The organism is Nonomuraea sp. B5E05 (genome assembly GCF_039880665.1).
GTDB lineage: Bacteria > Actinomycetota > Actinomycetes > Streptosporangiales > Streptosporangiaceae > Nonomuraea.
This window is the reverse complement of record NZ_JBDPMJ010000013.1, coordinates 112,336-134,318: the sequence shown is the minus strand read 5'-3', so window position 1 is coordinate 134,318 and position 21,983 is coordinate 112,336. Positions and strand designations below refer to the sequence as shown.

25 protein-coding genes and 1 tRNA gene are annotated in these 21,983 nt (G+C 70.8%); 11 read left to right on the top strand and 15 right to left on the bottom strand.

The window, feature by feature from the left end; genetic code table 11:
- The first annotated feature begins 77 nt into the window (after positions 1-77).
- Positions 78-701 (top strand): TetR family transcriptional regulator C-terminal domain-containing protein, encoded by a 624-nt coding sequence (locus ABGB01_RS24550; RefSeq protein ID WP_347775890.1) that lies wholly within the window; start codon positions 78-80, stop codon positions 699-701.
- 21 nt (positions 702-722) lie between these two features.
- On the opposite strand, the gene ABGB01_RS24545 is transcribed toward ABGB01_RS24550, so the two are convergent.
- Positions 723-1,349 (bottom strand): VOC family protein, encoded by a 627-nt coding sequence (locus tag ABGB01_RS24545; protein ID WP_347775889.1) that lies wholly within the window; start codon positions 1,347-1,349, stop codon positions 723-725.
- A gap of 36 nt (positions 1,350-1,385) precedes the next feature.
- Entirely contained in the window at positions 1,386-1,979 is a 594-nt protein-coding gene (locus ABGB01_RS24540; protein WP_347775888.1) for a GNAT family protein, read from the bottom strand.
- 106 nt (positions 1,980-2,085) lie between these two features.
- Here ABGB01_RS24540 and ABGB01_RS24535 point away from each other — a divergent pair, with 106 nt between their 5' ends.
- From ABGB01_RS24535 to ABGB01_RS24525, 3 genes are read left to right on the top strand one after another with little or no spacing between them, the layout of a single operon-like run.
- The gene (locus ABGB01_RS24535; protein ID WP_347775887.1) at positions 2,086-3,288 is read left to right on the top strand and encodes an acyl-CoA dehydrogenase family protein; all 1,203 of its coding nucleotides are present in this window, start codon (positions 2,086-2,088) and stop codon (positions 3,286-3,288) included.
- Positions 3,285-4,448, top strand: a complete 1,164-nt coding sequence (locus ABGB01_RS24530; protein ID WP_347775886.1) for an acyl-CoA dehydrogenase family protein — start codon at positions 3,285-3,287, stop codon at positions 4,446-4,448. The genes ABGB01_RS24535 and ABGB01_RS24530 overlap by 4 nt, the downstream gene beginning before the upstream one ends.
- Entirely contained in the window at positions 4,445-5,566 is a 1,122-nt protein-coding gene (locus ABGB01_RS24525) for an acyl-CoA dehydrogenase family protein (RefSeq protein WP_347775885.1), read from the top strand. The genes ABGB01_RS24530 and ABGB01_RS24525 overlap by 4 nt, the downstream gene beginning before the upstream one ends.
- On the opposite strand, the gene ABGB01_RS24520 is transcribed toward ABGB01_RS24525, so the two are convergent.
- Positions 5,537-6,127: a TetR/AcrR family transcriptional regulator gene (locus ABGB01_RS24520; RefSeq protein ID WP_347775884.1), complete on the bottom strand. Its 591-nt coding sequence runs from the start codon at positions 6,125-6,127 to the stop codon at positions 5,537-5,539. The genes ABGB01_RS24525 and ABGB01_RS24520 overlap by 30 nt on opposite strands.
- A gap of 205 nt (positions 6,128-6,332) precedes the next feature.
- Here ABGB01_RS24520 and ABGB01_RS24515 point away from each other — a divergent pair, with 205 nt between their 5' ends.
- Positions 6,333-7,079: a nuclease-related domain-containing protein gene (locus ABGB01_RS24515; RefSeq protein ID WP_347775883.1), complete on the top strand. Its 747-nt coding sequence runs from the start codon at positions 6,333-6,335 to the stop codon at positions 7,077-7,079.
- 3 nt (positions 7,080-7,082) lie between these two features.
- Here the strand turns inward: ABGB01_RS24515 and ABGB01_RS24510 are convergent, their stop codons facing one another.
- Both ABGB01_RS24510 and ABGB01_RS24505 read right to left on the bottom strand, forming a co-directional pair.
- Positions 7,083-8,456, bottom strand: a complete 1,374-nt coding sequence (locus tag ABGB01_RS24510; RefSeq protein ID WP_347775882.1) for a VWA domain-containing protein — start codon at positions 8,454-8,456, stop codon at positions 7,083-7,085.
- Positions 8,449-9,288 (bottom strand): MoxR family ATPase, encoded by an 840-nt coding sequence (locus ABGB01_RS24505; RefSeq protein ID WP_347775881.1) that lies wholly within the window; start codon positions 9,286-9,288, stop codon positions 8,449-8,451. Before ABGB01_RS24505 ends, ABGB01_RS24510 begins: the two co-directional genes overlap by 8 nt.
- Positions 9,289-9,388: 100 nt before the next feature.
- On the opposite strand from ABGB01_RS24505, the gene ABGB01_RS24500 reads away from it, so the two are divergent.
- Positions 9,389-9,462 (top strand) — tRNA-Lys (locus tag ABGB01_RS24500).
- 82 nt (positions 9,463-9,544) lie between these two features.
- Here ABGB01_RS24500 and ABGB01_RS24495 read toward each other — a convergent pair.
- A complete protein-coding gene (locus ABGB01_RS24495) occupies positions 9,545-10,150 on the bottom strand; it encodes a GNAT family N-acetyltransferase (protein ID WP_347775880.1) in 606 nt (201 codons plus the stop codon).
- The gene (locus ABGB01_RS24490) at positions 10,147-11,568 is read right to left on the bottom strand and encodes an amidohydrolase family protein (RefSeq protein WP_347775879.1); all 1,422 of its coding nucleotides are present in this window, start codon (positions 11,566-11,568) and stop codon (positions 10,147-10,149) included. The genes ABGB01_RS24495 and ABGB01_RS24490 overlap by 4 nt, the downstream gene beginning before the upstream one ends.
- A 134-nt stretch (positions 11,569-11,702) precedes the next feature.
- Here ABGB01_RS24490 and ABGB01_RS24485 point away from each other — a divergent pair, with 134 nt between their 5' ends.
- Together ABGB01_RS24485 and ABGB01_RS24480 are read left to right on the top strand one after the other, a co-directional pair.
- Entirely contained in the window at positions 11,703-12,623 is a 921-nt protein-coding gene (locus ABGB01_RS24485) for a GntR family transcriptional regulator (RefSeq protein ID WP_347618682.1), read from the top strand.
- Positions 12,624-13,125: 502 nt separating this feature from the next.
- Positions 13,126-13,560, top strand: coding sequence for a hypothetical protein (locus tag ABGB01_RS24480; RefSeq protein WP_347618683.1), 435 nt, complete (start codon positions 13,126-13,128; stop codon positions 13,558-13,560).
- A gap of 109 nt (positions 13,561-13,669) precedes the next feature.
- Here the strand turns inward: ABGB01_RS24480 and ABGB01_RS24475 are convergent, their stop codons facing one another.
- Positions 13,670-14,923 carry an MFS transporter gene (locus tag ABGB01_RS24475; RefSeq protein WP_347618684.1) on the bottom strand — a complete coding sequence of 418 codons (1,254 nt, stop codon included), beginning with the start codon at positions 14,921-14,923 and terminating at the stop codon, positions 13,670-13,672.
- 191 nt (positions 14,924-15,114) lie between these two features.
- Here ABGB01_RS24475 and ABGB01_RS24470 point away from each other — a divergent pair, with 191 nt between their 5' ends.
- Positions 15,115-16,128 (top strand): helix-turn-helix domain-containing protein, encoded by a 1,014-nt coding sequence (locus tag ABGB01_RS24470; RefSeq protein WP_347775878.1) that lies wholly within the window; start codon positions 15,115-15,117, stop codon positions 16,126-16,128.
- A 10-nt stretch (positions 16,129-16,138) separates the two neighbouring features.
- Here the strand turns inward: ABGB01_RS24470 and ABGB01_RS24465 are convergent, their stop codons facing one another.
- Complete coding sequence (locus ABGB01_RS24465) at positions 16,139-16,618, bottom strand: nuclear transport factor 2 family protein (RefSeq protein WP_347775877.1); 480 nt, start codon at positions 16,616-16,618, stop codon at positions 16,139-16,141.
- Between the two features lie 91 nt (positions 16,619-16,709).
- Here ABGB01_RS24465 and ABGB01_RS24460 point away from each other — a divergent pair, with 91 nt between their 5' ends.
- Positions 16,710-17,303, top strand: coding sequence for a TetR family transcriptional regulator (locus tag ABGB01_RS24460; protein ID WP_347775876.1), 594 nt, complete (start codon positions 16,710-16,712; stop codon positions 17,301-17,303).
- A gap of 165 nt (positions 17,304-17,468) precedes the next feature.
- Here ABGB01_RS24460 and ABGB01_RS24455 read toward each other — a convergent pair whose 3' ends face one another.
- The gene (locus ABGB01_RS24455) at positions 17,469-17,789 is read right to left on the bottom strand and encodes a hypothetical protein (protein ID WP_347775875.1); all 321 of its coding nucleotides are present in this window, start codon (positions 17,787-17,789) and stop codon (positions 17,469-17,471) included.
- A gap of 273 nt (positions 17,790-18,062) precedes the next feature.
- The gene (locus ABGB01_RS24450) at positions 18,063-18,368 is read right to left on the bottom strand and encodes a hypothetical protein (RefSeq protein WP_347775874.1); all 306 of its coding nucleotides are present in this window, start codon (positions 18,366-18,368) and stop codon (positions 18,063-18,065) included.
- Between the two features lie 5 nt (positions 18,369-18,373).
- On the opposite strand from ABGB01_RS24450, the gene ABGB01_RS24445 reads away from it, so the two are divergent.
- Positions 18,374-18,529, top strand: coding sequence for a hypothetical protein (locus tag ABGB01_RS24445; RefSeq protein WP_347775873.1), 156 nt, complete (start codon positions 18,374-18,376; stop codon positions 18,527-18,529).
- Positions 18,530-18,569: 40 nt separating this feature from the next.
- On the opposite strand, the gene ABGB01_RS24440 is transcribed toward ABGB01_RS24445, so the two are convergent.
- Genes ABGB01_RS24440 through ABGB01_RS24425 form a run of 4 tightly spaced genes read right to left on the bottom strand, consistent with a single transcriptional unit; the run spans position 18,570 to position 21,980 of the window.
- Positions 18,570-19,229 carry a response regulator transcription factor gene (locus ABGB01_RS24440; protein WP_347775872.1) on the bottom strand — a complete coding sequence of 220 codons (660 nt, stop codon included), beginning with the start codon at positions 19,227-19,229 and terminating at the stop codon, positions 18,570-18,572.
- Positions 19,226-20,404, bottom strand: coding sequence for a histidine kinase (locus ABGB01_RS24435; protein WP_347775871.1), 1,179 nt, complete (start codon positions 20,402-20,404; stop codon positions 19,226-19,228). The genes ABGB01_RS24440 and ABGB01_RS24435 overlap by 4 nt, the downstream gene beginning before the upstream one ends.
- Positions 20,317-20,895, bottom strand: coding sequence for a hypothetical protein (locus ABGB01_RS24430; protein WP_347775870.1), 579 nt, complete (start codon positions 20,893-20,895; stop codon positions 20,317-20,319). Before ABGB01_RS24430 ends, ABGB01_RS24435 begins: the two co-directional genes overlap by 88 nt.
- The gene (locus ABGB01_RS24425; protein ID WP_347775869.1) at positions 20,892-21,980 is read right to left on the bottom strand and encodes a hypothetical protein; all 1,089 of its coding nucleotides are present in this window, start codon (positions 21,978-21,980) and stop codon (positions 20,892-20,894) included. Before ABGB01_RS24425 ends, ABGB01_RS24430 begins: the two co-directional genes overlap by 4 nt.
- Between the last annotated feature and the right edge of the window lie 3 nt (positions 21,981-21,983).

Below are 21,983 nucleotides of genomic sequence, written 5' to 3'. Positions count from 1 at the left end.
GTCCCTGCCTCCTTCACACTACGTCTGTAGTTTCTTCATACTACGCCCGTAGTCTGGCGGTTGTAGGATCGGGTCCCGTGAAACGCTCAGAGCTGGTCGCGGACACGGCCATCACGCTGCTGGCCGAGCGCGGCATGCGCGGCCTCACCCATCGGGCCGTCGACGAGGCGGCCGGGCTGCCGCCGGGGTCGACGTCCAACCTCGCCCGCACGCGCGCCGCCCTGCTGGAGCTGACCCTGTCCCGGCTCACCGAGCTGGAGATGCGCGCACTCGGCCCGGCTTACACGACCGCCAAGAACGGCGCACAGGCGGGCGCACAGGCGGGCGCGCAGGCGGGCGCGCAGGCGGGCGCGCAGGCGGGTATGGCGGACCGCGTGGCCGAGGGGCTGCACATCCAGATCAACGACCGCAGGCGCACGCTGGCCCGCTACGAGCTGGCCCTGGAGGCGACGCGGCGGCCGGAGTTGCGCGAGATCTACGACGCGGCGGGCAGCCGCTTCCGCGACCCGGCGGTGGCGCTGCTGGCCGCCCAGGGCTCCCGCGATCCGGTCCGGCACGCCCGCCGGCTCGTGGCCTTCAGCGAAGGGCTCATGTTCGACGCGATCGTGGGGGCGGGCGGCACGCCCACCTTCGAAGAGCTCCGGCAGGCCATCGAGGATTTCCTGGCCGGCATGCTCGGCCGGCCGTCCAGGGGCCTGTGAGGGTCGCGAGGCCGTAAGGGTCTAGGGGCCTGTGAGGGTCACGAGGCCGTAGCCGCCGGACAGGACGGCCGTCAGGACGGGATGAGCCTGCTCGTCGACGTCGAGCCGGGCGCCGACGGCCGCCAGCGCCGCGTGTACGGCCTGGGCGTCCTGATGGCCGCCCGCCAGCGACACCAGCTCGACCGCGGGCAGCCCCTGCCCGGCCGGATGCGGGGTGTCGCCCCACTCGATGAGGAACGGCACAAGCCCGTCGTACCCGGCCCGCTCCGGCGGCGTGAGCCGCCAGCTGAGCAGGTCACCGGAAGGGGTGCGCCGCGACATGTCCAGCGGGTCTCCAGGGTCGTAGCCGCGGGCCCGCGCCCTGGCCGTGACCGCGTCGATGTCCTCGACGGCCACCGCCCAGCCGACCAGCGCCGCCGCTTCCAGCTCGTCGATGCCGAACGGCCGTGGCGCGGCCGGGGCCTCCTGCCCGGGGTCGGGCCCGATGATCTCCAGGTAACTCGTGCCGCCCAGGCCGAGCAGCCGGTTGCGCGTCCCGAATCCGGGGTGCCGCCCGCCGTCCGCGGGGCGTACGCCGAGCAGCCGTTCCAGCTCGGCGGCGGTGGACTCCAGGTCTGGGGTGGCGTAGACGAGGTGATCGAGGCTCATGGGTGCAATTGTGCGTGACGGCAGGTCACTGGCAGGTCAGGCGCCGCCTTCCCGCGGCGTGCCCAGGCGGGCCCGGTGGTGCGGCCACTCGTCGTCGAGGATGCCGAAACAGACCGTGTCGCGCCAGGTGCCGTCGGGCCTCCTGCGGTGGCGGCGCAGCGTGCCCTCGTGCACGCCGCCGATGCGTCTGATGGCGTTCTGCGACCGGAGGTTGAGCACGTCGGTCTTGAGCAGGACCCGGTTGTGGCCGAGCGCGAAGGCGTGGTCGATGAGCAGGATCTTGCACGCGGTGTTCACGGCCGTGCGCCAGACCGCGCGGCCGTACCACGTCCAGCCGATCTCGACGCTCTCGTCGAAGCCCGGCACGTCGCCGTAGGTGGTCCAGCCCACCGCGCGTCCGCTCTCCTTGTGCACCACCGCCAGAGGGACGTGCCGGTCGTCGTCGATCAGGTGGCGGGCCACCTTCGCGAGCTCGGCCTCGGTGCGTGGCGTGCCGGCGGGCAGCCAGCGCCAGACCTCGTCGTCCCCGCCGCCGGCGGCGAACAGGTCGGGCACGTGCCCCATGGCCAGCGGCTCCAGCCGGACGACGGCGTTCTCGAGCACCACGGGCTCGGGCAGCTTGGAGGTCATGGCGGCAACCCTACGGAGGGTCAGGCGGTCGCGGTGATGGCCACCTGTGCCTTTTTACGGGGGACCACTGTCGACAGTCATACCGGCCGGTCGGTAGGCTCACGGCATGGACTTCGCTTACGACACCGTCACCGAGGACCTGCGCGAGCGACTGCTGCGCTTCATGGACGAATGCGTCTATCCCGCCGAGCCCGCTTTCGAGGAGCAGGCGGCGACCAGCGGCTGGAGCGCGCCGCCGCTGATGGCCGACCTCAAGGACGAGGCCAGGAAGCGCGGCCTGTGGAATCTGTTCCTGCCCGGCGAGCACGGCGCCGGGCTGACGAACCTCCAGTACGCGCCCCTGGCGGAGATCATGGGCCGGAGTCCCACGCTCGCCCCGACGGCCACCAACTGCGCCGCGCCCGACACCGGCAACATGGAAGTGTTGTCCATGTTCGGCAGCGAATGGCAGCGCAAGGAGTGGCTGCGGCCGCTGCTCGACGGCGAGATCCGCTCGGCGTTCGCGATGACGGAGCCCGACGTGGCCTCCTCCGACGCCACGAACATCGCCACCTCGATCGTCCGCGACGGCGACGAGTACGTCATCAACGGCCGCAAGTGGTTCATCTCGGGGGCGATGAACCCCGACTGCAAGATCTTCATCGTCATGGGCAAGACGAACCCCGACGCGCCCAAACACCGCCGGCAGAGCATGATCCTCGTGCCCCGAGACACCCCCGGAGCGCACATCAAGCGGGGCATGCACGTGTTCGGCTACACCGACGCCGACCACGGCGGCCACGCCGAGATCGTGTTCGAGGACGTCCGCGTCCCGGCGGAGCACCTGATCGGCGAGGAGGGCGGCGGCTTCGCCATCGCCCAGGCCCGGCTCGGCCCCGGCCGCATCCACCACTGCATGCGCCTGATCGGCATGGCCGAACGAGCCGTCGAGCTGATGTGCAGGCGGGCGCTGGCCAGGAGCACGTTCGGCAAGCCCGTCGCCCAGCAGGGCGTCGTCCAGGACTGGATCGCCGAGTCGCGCATCAGGATCGAGCAGCTGCGCCTGCTCGTGCTCAAGACGGCCTGGCTCATGGACACGGTGGGCAACCAGGGAGCCCACACCGAGATCCAGGCCATCAAGATCTCCACCCCGATCACCGTGGAGTGGATCCTGGACAAGGCCGTCCAGGTGCACGGCGCGGGCGGCGTGTCCCAGGACTTCCCGCTGGCCGCGCTCTGGGCGCACGCGCGCTCGCTGCGCCTGGCGGACGGCCCCGACGAGGTGCACAAGAGGTCACTGGCCTATCGCGAGCTGAAGAGGTGGATGTGAACGAGGCGGAGATCAAGGAGCGCGTGGCCGCGTTCGTGCGCGCGCACGACCCGGGCGGTGACCGGCTGGAGTTCCTGCGGGCCAGGTACGACGCCGGGCTGGCCTGGGTGTGGTTCCCCGAAGGGCACGGCGGGCTGGGGGCGTCTCGGGAGCTGCAGCAGGTCGTGGAGCGGGAGCTGGCGCACACCCCGCAGATCAACGGCGGCATCCAGGGCATCGGCCTCGGGATGGCGGCCCCGACGATCCTGGCGTTCGGCACGGACGAGCAGAAGCGGCGTTTCCTGCGGCCGCTGTGGACGGGGGAGGAGATCTGGTGCCAGCTCTTCAGCGAGCCCGGCGCCGGGTCCGACCTGGCCACGCTGGCGACCCGGGCGGTCAGGGACGGCGACGAGTGGGTGATCGACGGCCAGAAGGTGTGGACGTCCGGCGCCCACCACTCCCGCTGGGCCATCCTCGTCACCCGTACCGACCCTGACGTGCCGAAGCACCGCGGCATGACGTACTTCATCTGCGACATGCACGCGCCGGGCGTCGAGGTGCGGCCGCTGCGGCAGATCACCGGCGAGGCCGAGTTCAACGAGGTGTTCCTGACCGGCGTCCGGCTCCCCGACGAGCTGCGGCTCGGCGCGGTCGGCGACGGCTGGCGGGTCGCGCAGACCACGCTGATGAACGAGCGCGTCGCCATCGGCGGCGCGCCCGCGCGGCGCGGCGGCGGCATGGTGGCCCCCGTGCTCGACGCCTGGCGCGAGCGCCCCGAGCTGCGCAGCCACGACCTGCACCAGCGGTTGTTGTCGCTCTGGGTGGAGGCCGAGGTGACCCGGCTGTCGGGAGCGCGCCTGCGCGAGCAGCTCGCCGCCGGGCAGCCCGGGCCTGAGGGCTCGGGCATGAAGTTGTCGTTCGCCAAGCTCAACCAGGCGCTGACCGGGTTCGACGTCGAGTTCCGGCGCGATCTCGGCTACGACGACTGGACGTTCCGGCGTTCCGAGGACGTCGACTTCTACGGCCGCGGCCCCGGCTACCGCTATCTGCGGGCCAAGGGCAACTCGATCGAGGGCGGCACCTCCGAGATCCTGCGCAACATCATCTCGGAACGGGTGCTCGGCCTGCCCTCCGAACCCCGCATCGACAAGGACGTGCCCTGGAAGGACCTGCCGCGATGAGCCGCGACCGGATGACGCTGCTGTACACGGACGTCGAGGAGGAGCTGCGGGCCGCCGTGCGGGGGGTGCTCGCCGACCGGTGCCCGCCCGCCGCGGTGCTCAAGCGCGCCGAGTCCGAGCCCTACGACCTGGACCTGTGGAAGACGCTGGCGGGGGAGATCGGGGTGGCCGGGCTGCTCATCCCAGAGGAGCTGGGGGGCGCGGGCGCGTCGGCCAGCGAGGCGGCCGTCGTGCTGGAGGAGCTGGGCAGGGGAGTGGCGCAGGTGCCGTTCCTCACCAGTGCGGTGCTGGCCACGCGGGCGCTGCTCCCGACCCGTGACGCCCTGCTCGGCGAGCTGGCCGAGGGCAGGCGGACGGCCGCGCTGGCGGTGTCGTTCGCCGCGTCCCCCTACCGGCCGGAGCGGGGTGCGTCGCTGAGCGTGGACGGCGCGGGCCGGGTGTCCGGCAGCGTCACCGGCGTGGCGGGGGCGGACGTGGCGGACGTGCTGCTGGCGCCCGTGGACGGCGACCTGTACGCCGTGGAGGGAGCCGCAGCCGAGGCAAGCGCGGCGGAGGGAGGCGCGGCGGAGGGAAGCGCGGTCACGGGAGGCGCGGTCGAGGTCGTGCCCTCGCTCGACCTGACGAGGCCGGTCGCCACCGTGACGTTCGACCGGGCGAGCGCCCGCCGGGTGGGGGCGTGCGACCTGGCCGGGGTGCTGCGGTTCGGGGCGGGGCTGCTGGCGTCGGAGCAGCTCGGCGTGGCCGAGTGGTGCCTGGACACGACGCTCGCCCACGTCAAGGAGCGCCACCAGTTCGCCCGGCCGGTCGGCTCGTTCCAGGCGATCAAGCACCGGCTCGCGGACCTGTGGCTGGACGTGATCAGGGCCAGAGCCGCCGCGAGGAGCGCCGCCGCCGACACCTCGGCCGTCACCGTGGCCGTGGCCCAGTCGTGGAACTCCGGCGTGGCGGTGCATGCGGCGGAGGAGGCCGTGCAACTGCACGGCGGGATCGGGATGACCTGGGAGCACCCCCTCCACTTGTACCTCAAGCGCGCCAAGGCGAGCGAGATCGCGCTCGGGACGCCGGGCGACCACCGGGAGGCGCTGGCCTCACTGATCGACGTCCCCGGCCCCGAGTGAGGTGAGCAGCAGGTCGGCGAAGTGCTTGCCCACCTGGGCGCCGGTCAGCGGGCCGTCCGCGTGGAACCAGGTGCCCAGGTGGTGCACGGAGCCGAAGAAGTAGTCGACGACCAGCTCGGCGGGGACGCGGTCGCTGAAGACGCCCGTGCGCTGCCCCTCCGCGACGAGGTCGCGGAACCGCTCGTGGTAGCGGCGGCGCTCGGCGCGTACGGTCTTGCGCGTCTCGGGGGCGAGCAGGTGCATCGAGCGAAAGAAGATCTTGGAGTCGTCGAGGTTGGCGGTCGTGGTCTCGACGACGTCGGCTGCGGCCCGGTGCAGGCGCTGCTTCAGCGTGCCGGGGCCGTCGGCGATCTGCGCCAGCCGGTCGGTCTGCATGCGGAGCACCCGGCCGTAGATCTCGTGCAGCAGGTCGTCCTTGGAGTCGAAGTAGTGGTACATCGCACCTTTGGTGACGCCGGCCGCCACGACGATCTCCTGTACGGAGGTGCCCTCGAAGCCTCGATCGGCGAACAGCCTGGTCGCCTCGGCGAGGATCCGCTGCCTGACCGGTTCTTCTCTCACGTGGTCCCCCTTGGTCACCCGCCATAGCATACCGACTGGTCGGTTGAGCTCATTGGGTGGTCTTGCAGGTACTAATTCCGTCACCTTAGGCTCGCCTTGGTTGGGAGCGGGTATCTCTTGACCGGCGAGGGATCTTCGGCGTGGCAGATCCTGCAAGACACCTACTCATTTCGGGGAGTTTGCCGTGCCAGGTGGCTCTATCTACGTGAAGCAGGACGAAAAGTACACAGGCTCATCCCCGCAATGGTGGTACGAGAAGTTCTGGCGCGAGGACGCCCAGAACCGGCGCAGGTCCCGGTACATCAAGGCCGGGGTGGGGCTTGTGATCGGCGTCGCGCTGGCGCTCAGATTCGACCTCACCGCCCTCTCACCGCTGTTCGGCCTGCTCCTCGCCGGCCTGGTGGCCGGGGGAGACTGGTTCTTCCACTGGCGCTCCTTCCACGCCACAGCGGTCTGGCGCGGAGCGCGGCGCGGAGAGGCGATCACCAGCAGGCACCTGCGCAGGTCGCTCCGCCGCCAGGGCTACAACGTCCTCGACGGTCGTGCCATCCGCGGGAAGGCCTCCATCGACCACCTGGTGATCGGCCCGGGAGGCGTCTGGGTCGTCGACAACGAGTCGTGGAGTCCCGACACCGAGATCGCCTGCTACGCGGGGCGGCTCTTCTTCGGCGAGAAATACGGCTCCAAGACGGCCAAGCCGCTGGTGGAGGCCGCCGAGGCGTTCGCCGAGCTGCTCAACCGCGAGACGGGCATCGCGGTGACCATCACGCCCCTGCTCGCCGTCCACTGCGGCCTGCTGCCCAAGGGCGGCATGGTCCACGCGGAAGGGCTCACGCTGCTCAAACCCCGCCTGGCCGGCAAGCTGATCAGGTCGGCCGAGGGCGGCGTGCTCACCGGCGAGCAGATAGAGGTGCTCACCCGCACGGCGGCCAGGGAGCTCCAGCGCGTCTGAAGGTCAGGCCAGCGTCTCGACGAACGCGGTGAGCTGGGCGACGTTGCGGCACTCGTGCATCGGCACGACCTGCCCGTAGTCGCTCGCCAGCGAGTCGCCCGTGTCCCACTGCCGGCGCGGCTCGGGGTTGAGCCAGTAGGCGTGGCGCGCGCGGGACACGAGGGACGCCAGCACGTCCAGGGCCGGCGGCTGGTAGTTGGAGCGAGCGTCGCCGAGGATCAGCAGCGAGGTCTTCGGGCCGATCGCGTCGCCGTACCGCTCGGCGAAGCGCTCCAGCGCGTGCCCGTAGTTGGTGCGGCCGAAACGCACCATGTCGGCCTCGTCCGCCAGCCTGGCCATGGCCTCGACGACGTCGGAGCCGGGGGCGAAGAAGCGGGTGATCTCGTCCACCGTGTCCACGAAGCCGAACGCCCGCACCTTGGCGAACTGCTCCCTGAGCGCGTACGTGAGCAGCAGCGTGAAGTGCGCGAACGACGAGACCGAGTCGCTGGTGTCGCAGAGGATGACCAGTTCGGGCCTGTGCGGGCGCGGGGGTTTGAGATGGACGGCCAGTGGCACGCCGCCGCTCTGCAACGAGGCGCGCATCGTCCTGCGGAAGTCGAGCCGGCCGCGCCTGCCCTTCCTGTGCTTGATCGTCAGGCGCGCGGCCAGGCGCCGGGCCAGCGGATGCACCTCCCGGCGCAGCCTGGCCAGGTCGGCCCTCGTGATGCGCAGGAAGTCGATCTGGTCGAGCGGCGGGCGTACGGCGGAGCGGGCGATGCGCTCGATGCCGGAGTCCTCGGCGATCCGGCGGCGCACGTCGGTGGCCACCGCCTCCTCGAAGCGCCGCAGCCCGTCGCCGACCCGCTGCCGCAGGGTCTTCTCGGCCAGACCGCCGCGCTCGTCGTCGCGCAGCCCGGCGCGGAGGATGCCGGCCATCAGCGTCTCGGGCGACAGGGCGCGCATGACGCTGTAGGAGAACCAGTTCTGCCGCCCCGGACCGGACTCCTGGCGGCCGAACCGCCCGACCATGGCCTGGGCGAACGCGCGCAGCTCCGGGTCGGAGCCGCCGGTCAGCAGCTCGGCCAGGTGCTCGCGCAGCTCGGCGACCGTGGCCGTGTCCGGGTCGGCCGGGCCGCCGGGCCGCGCGGCCCGCAGCCCGGTCGTGGACGCCGGGAACCACAGGTCGAACAGCACGTCGAACCCCGGCCGGTAGGCGGGCTTCTTGACCAGCGTGGCCGCGTACGCGGCGCGCAGCGACTCGCGGTCGCCCAGCTCGATCGCCCGCAGGGCGCCGGCGGCGTCCAGCCCCTCCGCCACCGAGACCGGCACCCCTGCCTCGCGCAGCGCGTGCACGAAGCCCACGTGCCGGTCGACCAGCGACTCGCGGTCAGGCATCCGGCAGCCCCAGCTCCTTGACCGCCCTGGTCTGGTCGGAGGCGTGCTTGAGCACCACGCCCAGCGTTCCGGCGACCGTGGCCTCGTCCAGCTCCGCCCGCCCGAGGGCCAGCAGCGTGTTGGCCCAGTCGACGGTCTCGGCCACCGACGGCGCCTTCTTCAGCTCCAGCGCCCTGAGCGTGGCGACCGTCCTGGCCAGTTGCTCGGCGAGTCCGGCCCGCAGGCCGGGGACCTGGGCGAGCACGATGTCCCGCTCCCGCTCGGGGGTGGGGTATTCGATGTGCAGGTAGAGGCAGCGCCGCTTGAGCGCCTCCGACAACTCGCGGGTCGCGTTGGACGTCAGCACCACGTACGGCCGCCGCGTCGCGGAGATGGTGCCCAGCTCGGGGATCGTCACCTGGAAGTCCGACAGCAGCTCCAGCAGCAGCCCCTCGACCTCGACGTCCGCCTTGTCGGTCTCGTCGATGAGCAGCACGGTGGGCTCCGCGGACCTGATCGCCTTCAGCAGGGGCCGCTCCAGCAGGAACTCCTCGGTGAAGATGTCGTCGTCGGCGCTGGTCGCCTGGATCCTGAGCAGTTGCTTCTTGTAGTTCCACTCGTAGAGCGCCCTGGCCTCGTCGAGGCCTTCGTAGCACTGGAGCCTGATCAGCCCGGCGCCGGTGGCCTGCGCCACCGCCTTGGCCAGCTGCGTCTTGCCCACGCCTGCAGGCCCTTCGACCAGCAGCGGCTTGCCCAGCGCCGCGGCCAGGAACACCGACGTGGAGATGGCGTCGTCGGAGAGGTAGTCCACGGCGGCGAGCCGCTCCGTCACGTCGGCGGGCGAGTCGAACATCGATGCTCCTGTCTCGAGGCCGAACTTTATTCTAGCGGCTCGGGTCCGGCTGATACCGATTCGACCAGGATGCGGATCACCGGTATATTCCTCTCTGCCAGCGCCGCTAGCTCAGTTGGTCAGAGCAGCTGACTCTTAATCAGCGGGTCCGGGGTTCGAGTCCCTGGCGGCGCACCGCACAGAAACCCCAGCTCGATGCGCCGAGCTGGGGTTTCTCGGTTTGCACCCGTAGGGCGTCGGGCCCGGCTCCGGCTGATCAGATGATCTTCGGTACGCGCCACATCGGCCGGACGGCGGGGCCGTCGGGCAGCAGGATCGGGTCTCCGTACGGCACGAACCCGTGGCGCTCGTACAGCCGCAGGTTCGCCTGTCCGCTCGCCTCCAGGTAGGCGGGCAGACCGGCCGCGTCGGCGCGTGCCAGACCGCGGGCGAGCAGCGCGGAACCGGCGCCCTGCCCTTGGCGGGCGGGGTGAACGCCGAGGAACTGCAGGTACAGGTGGTCGCGGTCGCTCGGGTGCCGGGCGGTCGTGAGCTCCAGATACTGCCCCAGGCGGACGGGCAGTTCCGGCGGCAGCCCGCCGGTCGCGGGGCCGGGCGTGGAGCCGCTGGCGGACCAGGGCAGCCAGACGGCGGCGGCCACCTCGTCCTGGACCTCCAGACCTCCGGCTGCGGCGGACTCGGCAACCACGAAGGCGAACATCCGGGCGGAGATTTCCGGGGTGAGCCAGCGGATGACGGGGTCGGCGGCGAAAGCGGCGGTGAGCACGCGAACGGCCGCGCACGTCTCCGCGTCCCCTACCGGTGCCCGGTCACGACGAAGGCCGCTGCCCGGGTCGCCCGGTGGTGTGGCGCGGCCGGTCACTCGCCCTCCATCGGCGGGGTCATCGCCGCCGCGGCGGCGGCCGCGGTCTCAAGGAGACGGCAGCGCTCGTCCGGCCCGATGTACCGTCCGGCGGCCACGACCGCGTGGATCCGCCGGGTGTTGCCGATGTCGGCCAGCGGATCGGCGTCCAGGACCAGCAGGTCGGCCAGCCTGCCCGGCTCGACCGTCCCCGAGATCCGCTCGCGCCCGAGGAACCTGGCGGGTTCGAGCGTCGCGGCCTGCAGGGCGCGCATCGTGCTCAGCCCGGAGCCGACCAGCAGCTCGAGCTCGTCGTGCAGAGCGAAGCCCGGGAACAGGCCCGGGGTCACCGCGTCCGTCCCGGCCAGCACGCGCACGCCCGCCTCGTCCATGGCCGCGACCGCCGCCCGCCGATGGTCGAACAACCTGCGCCGCTTGGTCACCTCGTCCGAACTACGCCCGCCGCCGTGGAAGATCTGGTCTCGGACGAACGCCCACATGTCGGAGGTGCCGGGGGCCATGTAAGCGAGCCGCTGGTCGTCCAGCCGGATTCCCTCGGCCAGGTCGACCGCGGCGTGCATGATGAGCGTCGGGCAGTAGGCGACGTCCTCGGCGACGAACCGCTCGAACAGCGCCGTGGCGGATGCCCGGCTGTAGCGGTTGACCGACTCCCATTCCACTTCGTTGACCTGCTTGAACCAGTTCGCGTAGTGGAAACCGGGTTCGGGGGAGATACGGGCCATCGCGGCCTCCATCCGCTCCATGTCGTCGGCGGTGGCGGGCCACAGGCCGTGGACGTGCTCGAAGGACCGCTGGCCCGCGCCGACCTGCTCGTTGAGCGGGATCAGGTCGGACCGGTGGCCGACCACCGGGATGTCCTGTTTGGCCGCCTCGTTCAGCAGCGCGAAGTAGGGCTCTCTTTCCAGCCGGGAGTACGCCTTGACGAAGTCCGCTCCGCCGTCCTTGGCCTCGCCGACGGCGCGCCGGGCCTCCTGCTCGGTGGTGACCGAGATGATCGGCGCGTCTTCGAACAGTTCCTCCCACAGGGCGGGGGAGCCGTCCACGATCGGGCTGGCGATGATCGAACGAGGCCCGAGCATCTGGCCCGCCGCCGTCCGCCGCCGCCATTCGTGCAGGTGAGGCTGTCCCCACATCTCGCGTACCGTGGTCACGCCGTTGGCGATGTAGAGGGCGGGAAACTGCCGTTCGTCGTCGCCGCCCTCGCTGTGCACGTGCATGTCGGTCAGCCCCGGCAGCACATAACGCCCGGTAAGATCATGAATTTCGGTCCCCGGCGGGATCACGACCCGGGATGCGGGCCCCACCGCCACGATGGTGTCACCGGCCAGCAGGACGGTCTGGTCCGGCAGGGACGGGCCGCCGGTGACGTCGATCACGGTGACATGGGCGAGTGCCATGGGTACGTCGGTGAATGTCATGTGTACACCGTATGGATCGGCACGTTCGCAGGCTCGATCACCTGGTGCACTTCTCCAACCGTACTGCTGGCTGGGCGCTGAACGGCGGCTCGCCGGGTTACCCGCGCCCTCTTCCGAACTAGTACAGTTGAGCCGTGGCAGCGGTGCAGGATGATCAACGACCGGCGCAGCGCGTCGTTCTCGAGCTGCGCCGCAGGATCGCCGACGGCGTCCTGCGGCCCGGTGATCGGGTGCCTTCCACCCGGCAGATCGTGCGCGATTTCGGCGTCGCCATGGCGACCGCGAGCCGCGCCCTGACCCTGCTGAGGGAGGAGGGCCTGATCGTCACGCGGCCCGGCTCGGGCAGTGTGGTCCGGGTCCCGGAGACCCGCGCGCCCGCCGCGCCACGGCTGTCGCCCCGCGACCTGACCAGGGCGAAGATCGTCGCGGTGGCCATCGCGGTCGCCGATCGCGAGGGGATCGAAGCGGTCTCCATGCGTGGTCTCGCGGGCAGGCTGGGAGTGGCGGCCATGTCCCTTTATCACCATGTCGCCGGCCGTGACGAGCTCGAACTCCTGATGATCAACGCGGTGTTCCGGGCGCAGCCGCTGGCCGCCGTCCTTCCCGGGGGATGGCGCGCGCAGCTGGAGGAGATCTACCGGCTGCAGTGGCGGCTCTACCGCCGTCACCCGTGGCTGGCCGGGCTGCTGTCGCTGACGCGACCGCCGTTCGTCCCTGAGGCCATGATGCACAGCGAGCGGACGTTCGCGGCGCTCGCCCAGCTCGGCCTGCCGCCGGACGAGCGCAAGCGCGCGGCCCTCGCGCTCCCCGCGCTGGTGCGCGGGCTCGCCTTGACGGCAGCGGATGAGGTACGCGCGGAGCGCGAGACACGCATGCGCACGACCGACTGGTGGGCGGCCATGGAGAACGAGGCCAGGATGAAGTTCCGGTCGGGGAGCTTTCCCCATCTCGCGTCCGTGGAGCAGACCGTGCTCGCCGAAGACCTGGAGGTCGTGTTCGAGCATTCGCTCATGCGCTATCTCGACGGGTTGGCGGGGCTCGCCGAGCAGAAATGACCGGGCTCCAGCAGTGAGCCGGCTCAACGCGCCCGGTCACCGATGCCCGATGCCCATCGGGCCAGATCGGCTGCCCGGTCAGCACACGCGCCATCCCCGCCGCGCGCACGCGTCGATTGAGTTCGGCGGACAGGGCCGAGTCCTGTGAATAGAGGATCACCTCCTGCGAACGGTAGGTCTCCCTGGCCGGGTCCAGGACTTCCCGCCAGGCACGCGTCCGGATGGCGGCCGACCGGTTGAGCAGAGAGTGCCGTGCCTCCGGTCTGATCTCGACCAGGCCGACGCCCGTGACCTGGGGTCCCCACCGCTGCTGGGTGGTTACCGCTGGGCGTTGGACCTCGCCAAGACCGTCGTCGCCATCACGCAGGGGCCAACGACGCGTTGCGCGAGCGGATCGTGGACGCTACGGCAAGGGAACGTGGAGGCTCCGACATGGCCCACAGAGCGGCGATGGGTGAGGCTTTCCCCCAGATTTAGCCGTTTCGATCAAAGTAGGGATTCCATGCCCATCCTCCTCCGCCGTTTCACCGCCACGGCGATCACCGCGCTCGCCGTGACCGGCTTCGTGGGTGTCCCCGCCCAGGCCGCGGCACCCACCAAGACGGTCACCGTGGGCTGTAGTGTCCGGTACGGGTTCGCCACGTACACCGGCCGCGTCAAGATCTTCTACAAGGGGTCGACCTGGAGCAACTCCACGGTGACCCGCATGCAGTACTGGTTGCCGCCAACCAAGCGCTACCGCAACAACATCAAGGTCGTGGACTTCGGCAAGCGGGGGAACACCGGGCCAGTGATCGATGACGGGACGGTGGACAGCTACGGATCCGACTGGAAACCCCTGCTCATCCGGAGTTACCAGCGCCGCGTCGGCAAGGTCCGTGTGGAGTTCATCTTCGACCGCAAGGGTAAGGACCCGCGCTGCTCGAGGACGTTCTGACCGCCGGTCCGACCACGCCGAAGACCCTCGGACAACGGATCGTCATGAAGTGAGTCCTCGAACAACCGGTCATCGCGGCGCCAGCGAGAGTCCCGACCGCCTGGCGCCCTCATGCGTCCCGGCCGCTTCGTGCTCTCACCAGGGTGTCGGCGGGTGCCGGGAGGTCCGCCGGCAAGCGCCGTGCCACAGGCAGCATGGCCAGGCAGCCGGCGAGGCCGCACCCGCCCACGATCAGGGCCGGGTTGCCGGCGAGGTCGGTGAGTGCGCCCGCCAGGGTGGTGGCCAGCCCGATGCCGGCCATCATCCCGGCGGCGGCGACGCCGAAGGCCCGGGCCCGGTGGGAATCGGGCACCTCCCGTACGAAGCGGGCGTTGAGCGCGATCTGATACGCCGTGCCGTACCCGCTCAGGGCCAGCAACCCGAGCACCACCGGCAGGGGCGGGCCGGCGGCGATCGGCACGAGGGCGAGGCACGACAGCAGCGCCATCGGGCGGACCTGCCGCCAGCGCGCGGCCGGCGGGGTGAAGCGGCCGTAGATGATCGCCCCGATCATGCAGCCGAGCGGCATGGCCGACAGCAGCAGCCCGACGGTCGCGTCACCGCCGCCGGCCCACTGCGCGTAGGCGGTCATCAGCCCTTCCGGTGCCGTGGCGAAGGCCGCCCCCGCCCACCCGAGCAGGAGATACGCCCGCAACCGGGGGGCGCGGGTGACGAGGCGGAAGCCGTCGGCCGTCGACCGGAGTACGGTGGGCGGCCCCACCCGTGCCGGGGCCGGGCGGCGGATGAGATGACGGGCGAGGAGAAGCGCCGAGATGGCGAAGGTGGCGGCGTCGATGAGCAGCACCTCGCGCGCGGAGAAGACCGCCAGCAGCAGCCCGCCGCCGGCGAAGCCGAGCACCTGAGCGATCTGGGCGGTCAAGCTGCTGATGCCGGCGGCGACGACGTACCTGTCGCCGTCGAGCACCTCTGGCATGGTCGCCGAGCGAGCGGCCTGGGCGGGCGGGGCGAGCAGCGCGGACACGAACAACACGGTGATCAACACGGCGACCGGGAGACCCGGGATCACCAGCAACGCGATCAGGCACATGCGGGCCGCATCGCTGACGATCATCACGGTACGCCGGGGAAAGCGGTCGGCCAGAGCCGACAGCACGGGTCCGAGGACCACCCACGGCAGATAACCGATACCGAAGGCGACCGCCGCCAGGAACGCGGAGCCGGTGCCGGTGAACACGAGAGCCGCGACCGCGACCTTCGTGAGCTGGTCGCCGATCAGCGAAAGCAAGTGGGCGGCGAACAGAGCACGGAACTCCCGGAGCCGGAAGATCTCTCGATAGGTGGCGGTCGTTGTGTCTGTCGGCATTCTCTTCCCCGGATCAAATGCAGCCGAGGTGGGCCCGCGCACCTCCGCACGCGGGCTCACCGGTCACCCTTCGATCGAATCAATACCAGGTGTTTGCTCGACGTGCCTTCACGTGAATCACCCCCGTCCTTCTCCGCTTGAAACGCTCGGTCTTTGGCTAGGCTATTGAATCTGACACTCGAAACGATGTCGTGGAGTCCACGCTTTTTGGCGATGCGTCCACAGGAAAGGCGGATATGAGCGGGGAAGCGGAGCGGGTGCGGTCGCATCCTGCGGACTGGTTCGAGGTGTGGCGCGAGCAAATGAGCAAGGGTGCGGGATTGGAGGTGGCCAGCGAATTCGCCGACGGCTTCCGGGTCAGCGGGCAGGAAACGCCCCTCGGTGCCGTGGACCTTCAGGTGAAGTCGTTCCGGTCGGCAGCGGCCCGGCGGCTGCGGGGCGTCACGATCGACGATCGCACGTATCAGATCGTCCTGCCCTTACGCGGGAGCCTGCGCGCCTGGTGGGACGGGCGAGAAGCCGAGGTCGGCGCCGGAGACCTCTACGTGCACGACATGGCGCGGGCCGATCGATACGAGTTCAGCGCACCCCACGAGCACGGGTTGTTCGAGATGGCGGTGATCGCGTTTCCGAAAATCCTCCTGCCTCGCAACGCGCGGCACGAGCAGGTGCTCGGGCAGCGCATGTCGGGCACGGAGGGAACCGGTGCGCTGCTGAAAGGCTTCATCGCCGAACTCGCCAACGGAAAAGGCGAATTCAGCACGTCAGAGAGAGCCCGGCTGGGTATGGTTCTCGTCGACCTGGCCACGGTCCTTCTCTCCTGCCCGGGCGGCGAGGAGACAATCGACCCACGGGCTCGGGACAGATATTCCCTGACCCTGCAGGTTCAGCGGTTCATTCAGGTCAATCTCGCCGACGCCGAACTTTCGCCGAGGTCGGTCGCCGCCGCGCATCACATCTCGGTCAGTTATCTGCACAAGCTTTTCCAGGAGCAGGAAACATCGGTCGCCGCATGGATAAAGATGCGCCGGCTGGAGCGGGTGCGCCGCGATCTGGCTGATCCGTCGCTGGCCGAGGTCCCCATTCACGGAATCGCCGCCCGGTGGGGATTTCCGGACGCGGCCGGTTTCAGCCGTTCGTTTCGCGCGGCGTACGGCATGCCCGCCAAGGACTTCCGGGCTCAGGCGCTGAACGGCGGCGCCTGACCGCCGGTCGTCAAGCGGCCGCCGGGCCCCTTCGCCAGCGGGCCGCGGCGGTCCTGACGATCGTGGGCACCAGCCCGCGCACCCCCAGCGCCTGAATCCCGGAAAGCGGACTCCAGTAGTCACGCCAGGTGACGATCTCCCCGTCCCGCGCGCGCAGCACCTGGATGTAGGGCATCCGGTACGGCTTGCCGGAGCTCACCACCCGCCCATGCCCTTCGTACTCGGCGACGACGACCTCCGGATCGCCGGTCTCATGGACGTAGAGCCCGTGAAAGCCGGTCAGTTCCAGCGGAGTGGAGGTGATCGAGGTGAGGTAGCGCCGGATCTCCTCCCGGCCCCGCAGGAACTTGGGCACCCCGGGTGGCGCGAAGGGCAGTTCGTGTGTCCCGTCGGCCGCGAACATGTCGGCGAAGCCGTTCAGGTCCTTGGCGAGGAAGAGCCGCTGCGCGCGTTCGAGGATCGCCTTGGGGAGGGTGTCGGGCGTTGGCATGGTGGGTCCCGTCGTTGAGTCTACGGTCGTTGACTGAACTGATGCTAGCGCGAGCCGGCGTATTGGGTCAACGACTGTAGACTCAAGCTTCATGTCCGACAACCGTCCTCACCTGTCCCGGGCCGAGCAGCGCAGACAGACCGAGAACCGGATTCTGGCCGCCGCTCGCCAACTCTTCGCCACCCTCGGATATGACCGCACCACGATCAGAGGAATCGCCGCCGCCGCGGAGGCCGACCCCGGGCTGGTGATGCGCTACTTCGGCTCGAAGGACGCGCTGTTCGCCCGGGTCGCCGAGGTCGCGCCCGACCAGCCGGTGGCCGGGACGCCGGAAGAGGTCGCCGAACTCCTGCTGGCCGCCATGGCGGACAAACTGGAGTCCGACGCCCCGGGCGCCCTGGCGATGCTGCGTTCCATGCTCACGCACCCGGACGCCAGCGACGAGGTGCGCGCCGCGATCGCGGAGCAGCAGCGGCAGGTGGCCGCCGCACTCTCCGCCGACGACGCGGTTCTTCGCGCCGGGCTCATCGGCGCCCTCACCATCGGGGTCCTGCTGAGCCGCCACCTCCTCCAGTTGGAAGGGGTGAGGGACGCCGGAGCGGCGGAGATCGTCAGCGTGCTGCGGCCCGCCGTACACGCCATCACCCAGGGCGCGGCCGAACGAGATCCGCGGCCCCGTCACTGATCGCCGGATCCGTCAGGTGACGGGGAGGCCGAGCAGAGTGGCGCTGTCTCGCCGGTGAGCGCCACCCACCTCCTGGTCGCGGGCCAGTTCGGACGGCCGCGAACCAGGGAGGCGGCCTCCGCGCGCAGCGCGAGGCACGGAGTAGAGCCAGGCCATCGGATCCCGTCACTCGGAAAGCGATCCGGATGCGGCACGGGCGGGACGCCTGCCCAGGACGAAGGCGCCGCCCCGGGCGTGGAAGACACCCATAGCCAGCACGCCTGCCGCGCCGGCGGCGAGCGCGGGGATCGGGTGGCTGCCGAGCTGGGCCGTGATCACCAGGGTGGTGGCCATCACGTACATGGCCCAGCCCGCCACGAGATTCACCAGCGGGCTGGTGCCGAAAAGGGTCGGAAATGGTTCCTTGGTGATGCCCTTGACGAAATGGGGTGTGGCGTTGGCGGCCAGGACGCCGACCAGGAAGCTGAGCAGAATCGTCTGCGTCACGGCACTCTCCTTGAAACTGGCTAGATCAGACTTCGGACGGTGAGGTCGACTGCCAGGATGTCGGCCGGGCGCGGCGGCGTCCATGCCGGGAAGTCGCCCGCCCTTGACCCCGCGTCCACAGGACGCGAGGCGGGGCCCACTCCGCCGGAACGCCGTCCCGATGGCGATGCGAATGAGTGGGTCTGCGGGCCGTCGCCGAAGTCGCCACGGTCCTTGGTCGTCGTGCACCTTGCGCTACGTCGGCCCGCGGCGGGCGGACTGAGCGTCCGCGTCTTAGGCGAGGAGTTTGTCGGGAGTGATGGGAAGCCTTCGCACGCGTTCGCCGGTTGCGTTGTAGACGGCGTTGGCGAAGGCCGCGGCGGCCCCGACCGTACCGAGTTCGCCGATGCCCCGGGCTCCCGTCGGGCTGAGCCTGGTGTCGGGGTAGTCCAGGAAGTGCACGTCGATCGGCACCGTGTCGGCGTTGACCGGGAGGAGATAGTCGGCGAGGTCGGCGTTGGAGATCCGGCCGGTGTCACCCTCGACCCTGCCGGCCGTTCTCGTAGCGCACGCCGTCCGCCCCGCGCAACGGCGAGCCATCGGCGGTGACGGCGTGCTCCACCAGCTTGGCGATCGCCGTCTCCGCTGCGGCCAGGATCGCGGGCGTCACGGCGATACGGGTCGCCGATGACCCCGAACGGCTGCCCGCACTGGTCGCCGAGTGCTTCGCCAGGCTCCAAGGCGTCAGCACACACGACTGACCGGCCACCGCCCAGGACCGTCCCCTGGCGACCTGGCCGTCTACGGCAGGCGCAGGCCGCGCAGCCGCGTCCACGACAGCAGCACGTGCACCCGGTCCGGCAGGTCCAGCTTGGTCAGGATGCTCGACACGTGCACCTTCACGGTGTATCGGCTGATGACGAGCCGACGGGCGATCTCGTCGTTGGACAGACCCTCGGCGAGCAGCTCACACACCTGCCGCTCGCGGTCGGTGAGCCGATCGGCCGCCGCCAGCAGCGCTCTGTCGGCGTCGGTGGGCAGCGTGGGCTGCAACGCCTCGATCATCCGGGTCGTCGCCTCCGGCGCCAGCACCGACTGGCCGGCGGCGACGATCCTGATGCCGTCGCGGATGCGCTCGCCCGGCGCGTCCTTGAGCAGGAAGCCGCTGGCTCCGGCCTGCAGCCCCGCGTAGACGTAGCTGTCCAGGTCGTACGTCGTGAGAATGAGCACCCGGCTGTGCCCGCCGGCGATGCGGCGGGTGGCTTCGATGCCGTCCATGCCGGGCAGCCGGATGTCCATGAGCACCACGTCCGGACGGTGCTCCGCGACGGCGGCCACGGCGGCGGCACCGTCACCCACAGCGGCCACCACGGTCAGGTCGTCCGCGGCCCCGACCAGGCGGACCAGCGCCTCGCGAAGCAACTGCTCGTCGTCGCAGACCAGGACGCGGATGGCGGTCATGACACCTCCCGCAGCGGCAGCGTCGCGCACACCTCGAACATCTCGCGCCCCGAGCTCACCTCTACGGTGCCGCCGAGGAGCCCGACGCGTTCGCGCATGCCGATCAGCCCCACCCCGCTCGGCCCGCCCGCGGGGGCCTCGGCGGGGACGGCGTTGACGACCGTGACCCTCAGGTGGGTGGCGGTGTAGTCGAGCGACACCCGTACGTCCACGGGCCCGGCGTGCTTGGTGACGTTGGTCAGCGCCTCCTGGACGACGCGGTAGGCGGCCAGCTCGATGCTGGTGTGGACGCGCCGTACGTCGCCGGAGCGGATCAGCGTCGCCCGTGGCCCGCCCGGCGGGATGGCCGCCACCAGAACGTCGAGCTGGTCCAACTGCGGAGGAGGGGCGAGCGGATCGTGCCCAGGAGGCGCCTGCCTGAGCACGCCGAGCAGCCGCCGCAACTCGGCCAGGGACTCCCGGCCGGTACGGGCCACCCGCCGCAGCGTCTCCTCCATGTCGTCACGGGTGTCCGCGCCGGCCTCCGCGTCCAGCACCATGGTGGTGACCGAGTGGTTGAGAATGTCGTGCAGCTCCCTGGCCAGCAGTGTCCGCTCGCGCTCCGCCGCGCGTCGCTCGGCCAGCTCACGTTCGGCCTCCAGCCGCCGCGAGCGGGCCTGCAACTCGTGGATGCGGTCACGGCGGCGCCCGTCCACACGCCCTATGGCCCAGAACCCGACGACGAGCACCGCCGCCACCGCGTACACGGCCACCACCCGCAGTGGGTCACCGAGTGACACCAGCGTGACCGGCAACCCGATGCCCAGCAGCGCCAGCACCGCCGCGACGCCGAGTATCCGGTGGCCACCCCGGCCCCACGCCCCGAGACGGGACGCGGCGACCAGTGGCGCCACCAGGACGGGCATCTTGACGAGAATCAGCGCCAGCTCCAGGACGACGCTCACGCCCAGCGCGGAGAGTGGAAAGCGGCGCGACACCATCAGCGCCGCCGACTGCGCGCCCGCCAGCGCCAGTTGCACGCCCGGCTCGTCACCGGGCACGACCAGCCAGGCGGCCAGCGGCGGCAGCAGGGCGGGCAGGCCGTCGCTCAGCCACTCCAGCCTGGTTTCGCGCTGCGCCGGATCGCTCTCGTACGCGCCCAGCCCGCTGCCACCAGCACCACCACCGGCGCCCACGGCAGCAGCGCGATCGTCCAGCTCACCCCGAGCGGCGGGCCCGGCTGGGCGATCGCCTGGACCGGCAGGACTCCCGTCGAGGTCGCGCCCGCTCTCTCCACGGCGAACTCGAACCGCCATGTGCCCTCCTCAGGCAGTGAGACGACGTCCAGCCCCCAGACCTGCTCCGCGCGGGGATGCCGCGGCAGCACGATGGCATCGCCGCGGCGCTGCAGGACGATGCCCTTCAGCCCTCTGCGGTCGCCGCTGGGCGACACGGTCGTGACCAGGCCTGTGCGCCCGTCGATGCCGCCCGCCGGTTCGAAGGTGAAGTCGAGGGACTGCAGGGCGCGGACCGGCCACTCCGTGAACCCTACGGTGATCGGGGTCCCGTCGCTCATGGAGACGGTCTCGGTGTGCACGATCTCCCCTGGGAGCGGGGCGGCGGCGGCCGGTCCCGCGGCGGTCATCACAGCCAGGGCCGCCGCCAGAGCCACCAGGACGCGCCTCATGCCGTCACCGCCTGCGGGACGGAGAAACCGCGCTCGTTGAAACGGCGCAGCAGGACGGCGCACTGCCAGCCCAGCCATCCCGTCCCCGCGCCCAGGGCGGTCGCCGCGGCCAGTGTGATCGGCAGGTTCATCTCCAGAATGCCGAGCACGCCGTAGAAGAGCGCGGTGTTGGTTCCGGCCAGCGCGCCGGCCGCCATCGCGATCCGCACCGGTCGCACCGCGCGCCGGACCGCCCAAGCCGTCATGGCGCCGGCCAGCAGCGCGACGAGCGGATAGGTGACCGGGAACCCGATCAGCGCCTGTGGCATGTTCGCGGCGTAGTCGCGCATCGGCTGGCCGATCGCCTCGGCGTACCACCGGGTGGCGGCCGGGGCGAACAGTGAGAGCCCGCCCTGGACGAGCACGAACGTCAGCCCTGTCGCGGCGGGCCAGTGCCAGGAACGGGTGAGGCCGATGACCAGGCTCAGGATGAGCGCCGCCGCCGCGCTCAGGCCCAGTACGCGGGGCGCCACGCCGGGCAGCCATTCGAAGATGATCTCCGACACCATGCCGAAGGCCGACGTCGAGCCGAGGGTGGCCAGGCCGACGGCCAATGCCAGGCCCCATCGCTCGGCCCGGGTACGCCGCAGCACGGCGAACGCCATGATCATGGCGAAGATCTCGACCTGGATGGACAGCCCGAGCCCGAAATGCGACGGGGTGGTCCCGGCGGCGATGTCGAAGCCGTAAACCTCGTGCCACCACAGGTCGGAGCCCGCGTACAGGAGGTTGCCCGAAGCGCCCAGCCCGCCCACCAGGAACGGCCACGGCGCCCGGAACGTGCGCAACACCGTCACGGAGGGCGTGCTGGTGGGCGCGCCACGTGCCCAGGTGGACTGCAGCACCACGATCAGGCAGGTGAGCCCGATGATGCCGGTGCCGGCGTAGAGGAGCAGGTGTGGGGCGGTCCAGAAGTCGTCGGGCCCGACGTCGCCGTGCCACTGCCCGTCCCAGACCATGCCGGTCAGTAACGTGGCGTAGCCGAGGAGCAGGGACCAGGCGCCGGTGACCTCCCGGCGGGGAATGTGCGGACGTTCGGATGACATGGG

What these genes read in the sequence shown, in the direction of transcription:
- ABGB01_RS24545 (WP_347775889.1), bottom strand. Translation starts at nt 1,349, where the DNA reads ATGAGCCTCGATCACCTCGTCTACGCCACCCCAGACCTGGAGTCCACC.
- ABGB01_RS24540 (WP_347775888.1), bottom strand. Translation starts at nt 1,979, where the DNA reads ATGACCTCCAAGCTGCCCGAGCCCGTGGTGCTCGAGAACGCCGTCGTC.
- ABGB01_RS24535 (WP_347775887.1), top strand. Translation starts at nt 2,086, where the DNA reads ATGGACTTCGCTTACGACACCGTCACCGAGGACCTGCGCGAGCGACTG.
- ABGB01_RS24525 (WP_347775885.1), top strand. Translation starts at nt 4,445, where the DNA reads ATGAGCCGCGACCGGATGACGCTGCTGTACACGGACGTCGAGGAGGAG.
- ABGB01_RS24510 (WP_347775882.1), bottom strand. Translation starts at nt 8,456, where the DNA reads ATGCCTGACCGCGAGTCGCTGGTCGACCGGCACGTGGGCTTCGTGCAC.
- ABGB01_RS24505 (WP_347775881.1), bottom strand. Translation starts at nt 9,288, where the DNA reads ATGTTCGACTCGCCCGCCGACGTGACGGAGCGGCTCGCCGCCGTGGAC.
- ABGB01_RS24490 (WP_347775879.1), bottom strand. Translation starts at nt 11,568, where the DNA reads ATGACATTCACCGACGTACCCATGGCACTCGCCCATGTCACCGTGATC.
- ABGB01_RS24480 (WP_347618683.1), top strand. Translation starts at nt 13,126, where the DNA reads ATGCCCATCCTCCTCCGCCGTTTCACCGCCACGGCGATCACCGCGCTC.
- ABGB01_RS24475 (WP_347618684.1), bottom strand. Translation starts at nt 14,923, where the DNA reads ATGCCGACAGACACAACGACCGCCACCTATCGAGAGATCTTCCGGCTC.
- ABGB01_RS24465 (WP_347775877.1), bottom strand. Translation starts at nt 16,618, where the DNA reads ATGCCAACGCCCGACACCCTCCCCAAGGCGATCCTCGAACGCGCGCAG.
- ABGB01_RS24460 (WP_347775876.1), top strand. Translation starts at nt 16,710, where the DNA reads ATGTCCGACAACCGTCCTCACCTGTCCCGGGCCGAGCAGCGCAGACAG.
- ABGB01_RS24450 (WP_347775874.1), bottom strand. Translation starts at nt 18,368, where the DNA reads ATGGCTCGCCGTTGCGCGGGGCGGACGGCGTGCGCTACGAGAACGGCC.
- ABGB01_RS24440 (WP_347775872.1), bottom strand. Translation starts at nt 19,229, where the DNA reads ATGACCGCCATCCGCGTCCTGGTCTGCGACGACGAGCAGTTGCTTCGC.
- ABGB01_RS24430 (WP_347775870.1), bottom strand. Translation starts at nt 20,895, where the DNA reads ATGAGGCGCGTCCTGGTGGCTCTGGCGGCGGCCCTGGCTGTGATGACC.
- ABGB01_RS24425 (WP_347775869.1), bottom strand. Translation starts at nt 21,980, where the DNA reads ATGTCATCCGAACGTCCGCACATTCCCCGCCGGGAGGTCACCGGCGCC.